Genomic DNA, 11,768 nt, shown 5'->3' with positions numbered 1-11,768 from the left:
ATGAAGAGCCAACCCGATGCCGCCGGTAGAACGGCGGCCGAGGTAGTGACGCAATTGCCGGTGCCTTCGCGCCTCGGCATGCTGCGTTTCGAGCGGCTTAATGAAGCCAATTGGGCGCTGCTCTACCTCGATCCAAACTGTGAAAAACAGTTCGGCCTGGCTGCCGTGGAACTCTGCGCCTTATTGGGCTCGCCTTACGCAAGCCTGATGGAACCTGAAGCCCGCTATCAAGTACACGACTCCATTCAGTTGCAGTTGGCTGAAACCCCGCATTACACCGTGCGCTATACCCTGCACACCGCCCGCGGCCCACTCAGCGTGGTCGAAGTGGGCGAAGGCTATAAGCAACACAATCGGCACCTGTTGCGCGGTTACCTGATGGTCGTTGATGGCCTGCAGATCGACGCCGATCAGTACGCCAACCCCGATCTGGAAACCCAGAACTCGCGCCTGCAAATCGCTCTTGAGCTCAATCAACAAGCCCAACGCGAGCAGTTCGAGCACCTGGAGCGTGTCCGCGCCCAGCAAAATCTGATCCTGCACCTCGCCCGCCAGCGCTACAGCACTAATAACGCGCTGCAGGAAGCGGCTGAGCTGATCACTAAAAGTGCCTGCGAGATCTACAACATCTCCTGCGCCAGCATGTGGTACCTCAGTGGCCACATGCTTGAACCTATTTCCGCCTATCGTCGCGAAGACAGAAAAAGCCACCTGCCGGCCCCCATCGACGCGAGCCCGTTTCCGAGTTACCTCGAAGCACTGCATAACAGCCGTGCCATCGATGCACACGACGTCCAGCAAGATCCGCGCACCAAAGAGATGATCGCCAGCTTCAAGCCACGTGACATCAGCGCCATTCTCGACGCCAGTATTCGCATCGACGGCCAGGTGATGGGGGTGCTGTGCCTGGAGCAAACCGGTGAACCGCGCGCCTGGCAGTCCGATGAAATCGCCTTTGCCGGTGAGCTGGCGGATCAATTCGCCCAGGCCATCAACAACCACACCCGCCGCACCGCCACCAGCGCCCTGCACTTATTCCAGCGCGCCGTCGAGCAAAGCGCCAATGCCTTCCTGCTGGTCAATTGCGACGGCGTGGTCGAGTACGTCAACCCGAGTTTCACCGCAATCACCCAGTACACGGCCGATGAGGTCCACGGGTACAAGCTGTCCGAGCTACCCGCACTGGAAAACCTCAGCGAAGTGCTCAAGGACGCCAATTCCAGCCTTGCCAGCAGCAACAGCTGGCAAGGTGAATTCAAGAGCCGTCGTAAAAACCTCGAACCCTACTGGGGGCAACTGTCGATTTCCAAGGTGTATGGCGACAACCGCGAGTTGACCCATTACATCGGCATTTACGAAGACATCACCCAGAGCAAACTGGCTCAGCAGCGCATCGAGCGCCTGGCTTACACCGACAACCTGACCAACCTGGGCAACCGGCCGGCGTTCATTCGCACCCTGGACGAGCGCTTTACCCGGGATAGCGACACGCCCATGAGCCTGTTGCTGGTGGACATCGACAACTTCAAACGCATCAACGACAGCCTGGGCCACCAGACCGGCGACAAATTGCTGATCAGCCTGGCCCGTCGCCTGCGTAACACCCTGAGCCCCAGCGACGTGTTGGCGCGTTTTGCCAGTAATGAATTCGCTGTGCTGCTCGATCAGACCGGGGCCGATGACGGGCAGAGCATTGCCACCCAGGTGCTGGCAACGCTGGACAAGCCGATCTTCGTCGATAACCAGTTGATCAGCGTCACCGGCTCCGTAGGCCTGGCTTGCGCGCCGTTACATGGTCGTGATCCGCAGACGTTGATGAAAAACGCCGGGCTTGCGTTGCACAAGGCCAAAGCCAACGGCAAGCATCAGGTTCAGCTGTTTACCGAAGCCCTGAATGCCGAGGCCAGCTACAAACTGTTCGTTGAAAACAACCTGCGCCGCGCCCTGACGCAAAACGAGCTGGAGGTCTTCTACCAGCCCAAGCTGTGCCTGCTCAGCGGGCGTCTGATCGGCATGGAAGCGCTATTGCGCTGGAACCACCCGGAGAAGGGCATGATTCGCCCTGACCAGTTCATCAGCGTCGCTGAAGAGACGGGTCTGATCATCCCGATCGGCAAATGGGTAGCACGCCAGTCCTGCCGCATGAGCAAACAACTGACCGCAGCCGGTTTCGGCAATCTGCAAGTGGCGATCAACGTGTCCCCCAAGCAGTTCTCCGACCCGGAGCTGGTGAGTGCAATCGCCGCGATCCTCAAAGAAGAACAGCTCGATGCTTCCCTGCTGGAGCTGGAGCTGACCGAAGGCCTGCTGCTGGAGGCTACTGAAGACACCCGCCAGCAACTGGACGCCCTGAAAAAAATGGGCTTGTCGCTGGCCATGGACGACTTCGGCACCGGCTATTCATCGTTCAGCTACCTGAAAAAATTCCCCATCGACGTGATCAAGATCGATCGCAGCTTCATCCGCGACATTCCGGATGATGAGGACGATATGGAAATCACCTCGGCAGTCATCGCCATGGCCCACAACCTCAAGCTCAAAGTGGTCGCCGAAGGCATCGAAACCGCCGCTCAACTGACCTTCCTGCGCCGCCATCGCTGCGACGTCGGTCAAGGCTACCTGTTCGACAAACCCATCCCCGGTCAGGACCTGATCGACAAGCTGCGCCGCTACCCACGCGGACCGTTGGCCTGACAGACTTCCCCCAGCCCGCTTTTTTGGGGCACACTTGCTGCTAACTGACATCACGCCGCCCTCGGTAGGAGGCAACTTGTTGGCGAGGCGGCGAAACTGACACCGCCTCGCGAACAAGTTCGCTCCTACCGGAGTCGCGCCCTGATTACCTTCGCGGCCTGCCCGCATCCCACCATGAGGAAAAGGTTCATGGCTCTACGCTCGGAAATTCTTGTGAACAAAAACGTACTCCCAACTGCCGAACAAGCCCTGCCGGGTCGCGAAACACCGATGGCCCTGCCGGAAACCCACTTCGTCAACGGCAACCCGCTACTGGGCCCGTTCACCGCCAACGTGGAATTCGCGATTTTCGGCCTGGGTTGCTTCTGGGGTGCCGAACGCCGCTTCTGGCAACGGGACGGCGTCGTCAGCACCGTTGTCGGCTATGCCGGTGGCTTTACGCCTAACCCGACCTACGAAGAAGTGTGCTCCGGTCTGACTGGCCACACTGAAGTCGTGCTGGTGGTCTACGAGCCGGAAAAAGTCAGCTACGACGAACTGCTGACTCAGTTCTGGGAACTGCACAACCCGACTCAAGGCATGCGCCAGGGCAACGACATCGGCACGCAATACCGCTCGGTGATCTACTGCACTACCCCGGAACAGCTCGCTGCCGCCAAGGCCAGCGCTGCCGTGTATCAGGCAGAGCTGAGCAAAGCCGGGCTGGGTGAAATCACCACTGAAATCGAAGAAGCGCCGACTGTGTTCTTTGCCGAGGCCTATCACCAGCAATACCTGGCGAAGAATCCGCAGGGTTATTGCGGGATTGGCGGGACGGGTGTGTGCATGCCGCCGAGTTTGGCGGGGAATTGATTTAGTCATCCTGTGGGAGCGAATTCATTCGCGAAAGCGGTATTTCAGACGCTAGATGCGCGGGGGCTTTCGCGAATACATCCGTTCCCACAGGAGTTGCTATGGAAAGCAACGATTAATCCTCAGGCCGAAGCATTAATTTGACAGGATGTAGCGTGTGACGAGACATAGGGGACAACCCACTCGGAGAAAATAAGGTCATACGAAGTCAGTCATCTCTATGCGCAGCATTAAGAACGTCGCCGCAGCAATGGCAGCCACTAACCACTTTCTTACAGTGACCAACTACCGCCATGGACTTATTGACACTAAGGGCCATACTGCCGCATTACTCTGACCAGCTAATACTGTCGCATGCGAGCCGTCCACTTTCATATTGCTTAGTCCACATCTCGAATCCTGTTATAGCGTTCCCTGACCGAGCAGTATAGTTCAAGATAAACGTCCCCCCACCCAATCCAGGCGTTACAATCTTAATAGTATCGACTATCGCTCCTGTTTGGTTAAGCCAACTTACGGTACAGTTTCTGGCATTACCAGACACAGTCCACATGGCAAAGCTCACCTTTCTGAACACCCCGGAAGATGGCAAGATACACATCACACTTCCATCTTTAACCCCGTCGACAGTGATATATAGAAACCTAACACCGTGTTCACCTTGCGCCCCTCCACTATTACCGATAGACGGAGGTGTATGGTAGGGCGCATAGGGACCTACTTTCAAACCCGATGCCAGTGTAATCTGATGATCTATCCGCCCGATTGAAGCTGCTTCAAAGTCCTCGAATCCTGATACGGGTTTAGCCACTATCGTAAAGCCCCACGGCTCAGAAATCAGATTTCCACCTACCGTCTTTGCCGAGATTCTGTGGTAGCTCTGCGTCAGGCCCGAGAAAGTAAGCGACCAGCTTCCAGTATTGGTCGTCAGCGTATCACCCACCGACATGGATCCATCCCAGATATCAAGGTTAACGTTCGCCCCTGCGGAACCATTAATAGTCAGCACCGTGTCGATCGTTTCGCCCTCATTTTCGACGCTACCGCTGGCACCTGTGACACCGGTAATAACAGGTTGAACCTCCGCTGCGGCCTGGACGCTCAATGCAAGAATGTCTGACGGTTCTGCGACATCGGAACGAATAACCGTGTAAAAAACTTCAATGGTTTTGCCCACAACGGCCGCTACAGCAGCGGGAGGGACTGAAAACCCGACTTCTCCATCAGGATTGCCCTGTTGGGGAAGGACAAGATCCGCGTGGCCATCCCATGAGAGGAGTATGAGATCCGTATTTGCCATCCCATACAGTACACGCACCGTCACGGCGCTGACAGGACTGGACATGACTAGTACGCCATTAACAGCTCCAACAACTTCAGGTTTCACATGATTGACAGTCATCTTAGATATCCTTCTGTGAGGTTGGCGCCAGGAGCAAGCCACTCAACCCACTTGAAATTTACTCACTGACAAACGACATCGTTAGTCAGCGAAGTCCCCTATCACCAGGGGGTAGCCATTTATCAATACAGCACAATTATTCTTCAACCGCCTTCAAGTTACAGCCACAGGGTAAAACGCGATACTGTCAGAAATAACAGTACTTAGAACGTATCGAAATAAAGCGGCTATCGTGATAAGTAACCTAGCATTATCTCTGTGAGCCGAGAAATCACTGCCAGGGACGACCAGCACGTTAGCCGTGCTCTATAATGAGGTTTATACCAGCACTACTTGGCCAAGAACCCGCAGGGGTATTGTGGGATTGGCGGGACCGGTGTGTGCATGCCGCCGAGTCTGGCGGGGAATTGATTGGGTAAAAGACAGTTTGTTAGCGAGGCGCTTGTTTTGCGTAATCAGTAACATCGCCTCGCAAAAAAGTTCGCTGTCATCAAACAACACGTAACTATCTGAATTCACGAAGAACCTGTGGGACCGAATTCATTCGGGAAAGCGCTATTCCTGACGACAAAGACGCTGCGGATGCATCGGCCCCTTCGCGAATGAATTCGCTCCCACGGGGTTGGTGCCAGACTCAAGCCCACCGCGATCCTGTGGGGCCGAATTCACCGAGAAATACATCGTTGTTGATCCTGTGCAATCAGGAGGTAGTCACTGTAATCACCCAAGGCTCAGACACTGCACTATTGTTGTTTGATCGCGCAGTAAAGCTGTGGCCTCCGACAGTCAATCCTCGCAGTTGTGCTTCCCAACCGCCTTCAAATGGAAAAGCTCTGACCGTCAGAAGATCGTTATCCAGAATATCCAGGACGTCAGGCCTGGTCTGATCAACCACCGTTCCAGAAAGAGTCAATAGCGTATCGGGAGTAGAACCGCCGTGCGGCACAGGCACACCCTGGGAATCAACAACCCCTTCGATAACCGGCTCGTGCCAGCTTGCACTGACAATCCAGGGCGTGGACTCCGCACCGGTATCGATTGATCGTGCAATAAAGCTGTGGCTTCCCGCTGTTATCAAATCCACTTGCGCTGACCACGTATCGTCTTCCGGCCAGACCATGAGCCTGCGGGTGCCGTTATCCAGAATCTCCAATACCTGAGTGCCAACTGCGACGCCCGACAAGGTGAGCTCAGGTTCTCGGGTGAATCCACCGTCAGGTATGGAAACGTCTTGGGAATCTACAACACCCAATATACGTGGCTCATTCCAGCTTGCGTTGATCATCCAGGGCTCAGACTCCGCGCCATTATCGATTGATCGAGCAATAAAGCTGTGGCTTCCCGCTATTATCAGATCCACTTGCGCTGACCACGTATCGTCTTCAGGCCAGACCATGATCCTGCGGGTGCCGTTATCCAGAATCTCCATTACCTGAGTATCGACTGAGGCGCCCGATAGTATGAGTTCAGGATCTCTGGTGAAGCCACCGTCCGATACAGGGACGCCTTGAGAGTCAACAACACCTTCGATAAGCGGCTCGTTCCAGCTTGCTATAACCCCCCACGGCTCAGACTCGGTGCCATTGTCGATTGAACGTACCGTAAAGCTGTGGCTACCTACTGCAGTCATTTGTACTTGCGCCGACCACGTACCATTCTCAGGCCAGGCGACGATTTTGCGAGTGCCGTTCTCCAAAACCTCCAGTACCCCAGTGTCAACTGCGGCACCCGATAACGTAAGCGCGGGATCTCTGGTGAAGCCGCCGTCCGACACCGGGACGCCTTGGGAATCAAAAACGCTATCAATAGAGAGAGAAGCCATTTCTTGAGGAGCTTGAGTTCGGAAAACCATTGCATCACCTACATTAATAATGGGGATTTGACCGCAAGCGTAGAAGCATCCGCAGAGGTTTCGACCCCAGTATTGTTTAGTAATGGATGGTAGATAACTGTTAGAAATGACAGTGGTTAGAGTCGTTAGCGATAGCCAGTCCGGTTTATATTTCTTTTCACCATCACGGCCTGAGATAGTTGTTTATGGTGATTAAACTAAAGACTCGACTTTGGTTTAATTGGGTAGGCGTCAACGTGCTGGAGAGGCTCTGATTTAGATAAACCATGGCCATCGCCTCGCGAACAAGTTCGCTCCTACCCAGTATTACCGCAGTCGTTTAAATATCACTCCGCAATTAACCAATCCATCTTCCAGTCACCCTTGGTCTGGCCAAGTTTCTGCGCCAGGTACGGCAGCAGCTCGCGCAGCTCTTCTTCAAGGCCCCAAGGCGGGTTGGCGATGGCCAGGCCCGAGCCGTTGAGGCTGGCGGGGGTGTCCAGTGGATGAACATAGAGCTCAACCCGCAGCAACTTCGGCGCACCGGTCTCAGCGAGATCCTGATAGAAACGCTTGAGCAGGCGCGGGTCCTTGATCGGGTACCAGATGGCAGCAACGGTCTGGCGCATACGGCCGATGGTTTCTTTCAGGGCCACGGCGCAGCGTTTCATCTCGTCGAGCTGTTCGAACGGCGGATCAATCAGCAACACTGCCCGCTTCTCACCGACTGGAAGTAGCGCACGTGGCACATGCCAGCCTTCGCCCAGATGCACCGCCACACGGCGGTCGCCTTTCATATTGTCTTTCAACAATCGGCCGTCTTCCGGGTGCTTCTCGTTGAGCAGCACGCGATCATTGGCGCGGGTAGAGCGACGGGCGATTTCCGGGGAGCCCGGGTAATAACGCAGTTCGCCATTGGGGTTCATGTCGTGCAGCAGCTGCATGTAATCAGCCGCCAAAGCAGGCAGGTCCGGTGCGTCCCACAAACGGGCAATGCCTTCCAGATATTCGCCGGTGCGGCTGGCCTGATCGCCCTTCAGGTCATAAAGGCCAAGCCCGGCGTGGCTGTCGATATAGGCGAACGGCTGCTCCTTGCGCGCCATCAGGGCAAACAAGCGAGTCATGATCAGGTGTTTGAGCACATCGGCGTGGTTGCCGGCATGGAAGGCGTGACGGTAATTCATGGCAGCTCCTCGAAGGCTGCGCAGTTTAGCAAAAGCGAGAGCCACAGATCAGTTCAAACGTCGCAACGGGCACAATCAGGCAAACGTGAAGTTATCGATATAAAACCAGTCGGTTCCCCGATTCACGGTGATCACCAGGGTTTTTATCCTCCGATCTGTACTGATAACGTCATGCCAGGCGGCGAACTGAAAGCCGAAATCCAGCTTGCGTTCGAGTATCAGATCACCCTGCTCATCGAGACAGGCAAGGGAGGGAATCTCAACATTGAAATCACTGGCTTTGGCATAGGCACCAAAGGTAATTTTATTGACCGGTGACTTCAGATCAAAACGCACCGAGCTTTCATCTGCAAATGAAACAGTCTTCTCAGTCACGATAGGGGCTGCATCTGAGTTGATTACCAAGCTGGCATCTTTGTCTTTCGGCGTGACGAACAGGGAGGGAAACTCTTGAGGAGTATTCGCCGGGATCACGCCCAATGTGCCGGTTTCAAAATCCTCCCCGGCATAAATGACACTGAAGGTTCTAACTTCAGATTCCGGGATGCTGCCGTACAGACCTCGCGCTTTAATGCTATAGCCTTTAAACGCCAGCAATGGCAGGTCAACCGCCCATCTCCCTCCTGTCGCCAGTACGCTGGCAATGATTTCTGCCCTGTCCAGAATCTCCACCGATTGATCAGCGGCAGCAGTGCCTTCGAGGGTCACGCGCTGATCAAAGGTGCTGCCGCCATCGACAACCTCGCCCTGAGAATCACGCACGCTGATGATAGTCGGGGCCTGCGCAGCCATGACCACCGTCACCACCCAGGCATCGTCGGAGAAACGAATGGTGTAGCTATGCCTGCCTTCCTGCGCCGCCACTGACTTCATCCACTCGCCGTTTTCATTTACCAGGGCCAGCGCAATGGGGGTGCCGTTATCAGCAATGATGACTCCCGTATTGACCGTACCCACCCCCAAAAGGGTCAGCACCGTATCTTCGGTCGTTCCGTTATTGGGAATGGGATGATCTTCACTGTCCACAACGCCAGTAATGGCCGGCACCGCAGAAGGCTCTTGGGTTTGCATGGCACTCACCTTTAATCAAATGCAGCAATTGAATGTAGCTACCGCCCCGCAAATAAACTTCATGCCCCAGACAGTACCGAGATCATTCAACCGACACACCTGACAGAAATGACAGTGTTTAAACCGATCGGCAATTAAGGGCTGCACTTCTATTCCGACAACCGCCTCACCCCTGTAGGAATGAATTTATTCACGAAGAGGGCCGATGCAACTCTGAATATTTACAGTCAGGGGCATCTCTTCCCGGCTAAAACCGATCCAACATGATCCCGTAATACTTGGGGGTCGATGCCACGACAGTGATATCCCAGGAAGGAGAAACCGCTCCACTGCTGGTGCACACACTAAAACAATGGCTGCCCGTTTCGGCAGCAAGCCTTATCAACCACGCGCCTCCGGAAGTAATCTCGGTAGTTTCCTGCAGTACACCGTAATCCAGAAAAAAGATTTTGGCGTTTGTCGGCCCTCGACCAAATAAAACCAGGCCGGGGTTAATCGTCGAGCCGGGTTTATCGAGGGACTTGCACCTGTCGTCGACGATACGGGTGATCTCAAGTGCGGCAGAATTGGAAGTCGGTTGAAAGTGAATGCCCATAGCTCACCTGCATTTTGCGTATGTCAGCCTTTCTGACAACTGCGTTATGTCAGCGTGTTTTATTGATAGAGAGTATCGCCAATAGAACGTTATTTCGCGACTCACAGAGACGATATTGTTAGATTTATCGGCGATTAGCCCTGCACAAAGCGTTATCTTTTGTTATCGCAAGCCTTCGGTGACACGTCGTGGGGCCCGGATTTATCCGGGAAGGCTAACTCCAGACGACAGAGATGCATTGGCTGCATCGGCCTTTTCGCGAATGAAAACGCCCAGGGACATGCCCTCCCCAGAGGAAAGGCCCACGGCTCTACGCTCGGAAATTCTCGTGAACAAAACGTACTCCCAGCCGCTGACCAAGCCCTGCCCGGCCGTGATACACCGATGGCCCTCCCGGAAACCCACTTCGTCAACGGCAACCCTTAACTGGGCCCGTTCACCACGAACGTGGAATTTTTCTGCGGGAGATTACCTGCCAGGCGCTCACTTCCACCGCGCTGAACAGCTTGGAGTTAACGCGTTCATACACCTTGGCAGCGTCACAGACAGCTTATTCAAAAGGCGTATCAGGTTTAGGGACTGTCACATTACAGCTTGCTTCCACGGTCGCAGCATGGCCCACATAAGGCCGCCATGGATCCAGGTTCCATTCGGGTTTATTTCTGGCAATTGCATAATGGCATGTCAACTGATTAATCATGCCCCGGGTGTTTCCCCAGTGTTCACTGCCCGAAAACTTTTTGGCTATTTCAAAGAACGTGTACGCAGTTTCCTCAGCACCCACATTACGGCCACACGGGGTCGGGACAATTTCCAGCGTCCACTCCTGATAACGATATACCCATGCCCCATGGTCGATGTAGACCATACAGGTAGGCAACGTTTTGGGATCGTCAGCACTGGCGTTTACTGCCCATGCCATATTCGCGAGCAACACGATCGATAGAATCCTGTTCATTATTATTTCGTCCATTGGTTTAAAGTTCCATTAGCATTACGCGATTCCTCCCCCCTCACCACTGTCAAAACTGACAGTGCTTAGATTGATCGGCGATCAAGCCGGTACAGACTTCGCTATTTAGCGATTGATTGGCCGCAGCCAAAAGCTAATGCTCTGCCCCCGTAAAGCACCGGACATTGCGAATCCCCCTACAAGCCTCGGAATAGCTGTCTGACAGTGCCATTCAACGCCAGAAAAACCGGTCACATCCGCTCACACGTGCCAGCATTTACGATCAAAACCGTCTGCCCAATCATGCGCGCCCTGAGCCTAAGAACTCCGAACAAGCGTCACCCGCCACGACAGCCAGCGGTTTTTTTGTGCCCGCGATAAATTCGTTTATCGCGGGCGCATAATGCCTTTGTACGTCTGTTATGTCGGGAGTCGGCTAATACAAGACCCTTCGGGGGAATATGTCGGCACTTCTTGTTGGTGTTCTTAGCTCCCGACACCTTTGGTCCCTCAATAAAGCCAATACGGACAGACCCCAATGGAACCCCCTTTCGAACCCATGGTGTTCAACCGCCATAAGTACCACCTGCACGCCCTGCTCATCGACCGCCAGGCGTGGTTTTGCGCCCGGGAACTGGGCCGCATGATGGGCCTGTTCCTCGAAGAACGCTTCACCCGCAAACTTGCCCCCGACCAACGCCGCAACGTACTGATGAGCTACTACGGCGAAGCAAAAGAAACCTTGATGGTCAGTGAATCCGCCGTCTACGCCCTGCTCGTCTACCACCCCAACCCGGCCAACCTGCCGCTGCGCAAATGGCTGACCTACAGCGTGCTGCCGAGATTGCGCTACAGCTCGGACGTGAAAGACCACAACAGCCCGACGCCGGGTGTTTTGGAGTGGCAGACCGGGGAGCTGAATGTTATGCATTGGCAGGATGAACCGTGGATACGGTTGCGGGACATGCCGTGTTTGTTGCCCAGGCGGGATGAGGTGGGGGGTGGGCGACTAGGTCGAAAGTGGGGAGCAATAAAACATCTATTTGGATAGCTGCTCTGCATACTTTAACTTGAACGATCAATGACGCCTCGACCTTCGTCACAGGAGCACACACGTCGCCCAGCAACATGGACCCCTGTAGGAGTGAGCTTGCTCGCGATAACGGTAGACCTGTTGAGAAATTACC

The 11,768-nt window shown here is 54.7% G+C and carries 9 protein-coding genes and 1 pseudogene; 4 read left to right on the top strand and 6 right to left on the bottom strand.

What is annotated here, in order from left to right:
- Both K3169_RS03375 and msrA read left to right on the top strand, forming a co-directional pair.
- Entirely contained in the window at positions 1–2,694 is a 2,694-nt protein-coding gene (locus K3169_RS03375; protein ID WP_255877638.1) for a putative bifunctional diguanylate cyclase/phosphodiesterase, read from the top strand.
- Positions 2,695–2,883: 189 nt separating this feature from the next.
- Positions 2,884–3,546: a peptide-methionine (S)-S-oxide reductase MsrA gene (gene msrA, locus K3169_RS03370; protein WP_263269952.1), complete on the top strand. Its 663-nt coding sequence runs from the start codon at positions 2,884–2,886 to the stop codon at positions 3,544–3,546.
- Positions 3,547–3,874: 328 nt separating this feature from the next.
- On the opposite strand, the gene K3169_RS03365 is transcribed toward msrA, so the two are convergent.
- On the bottom strand, positions 3,875–4,948 hold the full coding sequence (locus K3169_RS03365) for a hypothetical protein (RefSeq protein WP_231675662.1): 1,074 nt from the start codon (positions 4,946–4,948) through the stop codon (positions 3,875–3,877).
- 321 nt (positions 4,949–5,269) lie between these two features.
- Between K3169_RS03365 and K3169_RS03360 the strand changes: the two are divergent.
- A pseudogene (locus tag K3169_RS03360) lies at positions 5,270–5,359 on the top strand (peptide-methionine (S)-S-oxide reductase); the annotation flags it as partial.
- A gap of 289 nt (positions 5,360–5,648) precedes the next feature.
- Here the strand turns inward: K3169_RS03360 and K3169_RS03355 are convergent.
- The 5 genes from K3169_RS03355 to K3169_RS03335 form a co-directional block, all read right to left on the bottom strand.
- Positions 5,649–6,800, bottom strand: coding sequence for a hypothetical protein (locus tag K3169_RS03355; RefSeq protein WP_263269950.1), 1,152 nt, complete (start codon positions 6,798–6,800; stop codon positions 5,649–5,651).
- Positions 6,801–7,126: 326 nt separating this feature from the next.
- Positions 7,127–7,963, bottom strand: a complete 837-nt coding sequence (locus K3169_RS03350; protein ID WP_027899986.1) for a 23S rRNA (adenine(2030)-N(6))-methyltransferase RlmJ — start codon at positions 7,961–7,963, stop codon at positions 7,127–7,129.
- Positions 7,964–8,038: 75 nt separating this feature from the next.
- Positions 8,039–9,034, bottom strand: a complete 996-nt coding sequence (locus tag K3169_RS03345) for a hypothetical protein (RefSeq protein WP_263269949.1) — start codon at positions 9,032–9,034, stop codon at positions 8,039–8,041.
- Between the two features lie 247 nt (positions 9,035–9,281).
- Complete coding sequence (locus K3169_RS03340; protein WP_231677901.1) at positions 9,282–9,629, bottom strand: hypothetical protein; 348 nt, start codon at positions 9,627–9,629, stop codon at positions 9,282–9,284.
- 550 nt (positions 9,630–10,179) lie between these two features.
- A complete protein-coding gene (locus tag K3169_RS03335; RefSeq protein WP_231677900.1) occupies positions 10,180–10,602 on the bottom strand; it encodes a DUF2599 domain-containing protein in 423 nt (140 codons plus the stop codon).
- Positions 10,603–11,119: 517 nt separating this feature from the next.
- On the opposite strand from K3169_RS03335, the gene K3169_RS03330 reads away from it, so the two are divergent.
- Positions 11,120–11,632 (top strand): Bro-N domain-containing protein, encoded by a 513-nt coding sequence (locus K3169_RS03330; RefSeq protein ID WP_263269948.1) that lies wholly within the window; start codon positions 11,120–11,122, stop codon positions 11,630–11,632.
- Positions 11,633–11,768: the final 136 nt, after the last annotated feature.

Origin of the sequence: Pseudomonas phytophila (genome assembly GCF_025643095.1) — a bacterium.
Lineage (GTDB): Bacteria > Pseudomonadota > Gammaproteobacteria > Pseudomonadales > Pseudomonadaceae > Aquipseudomonas > Aquipseudomonas quasicaspiana.
The sequence above is the reverse complement of the archived record's forward strand: the minus strand, read 5'-3'. Positions and strand labels throughout refer to the sequence as shown.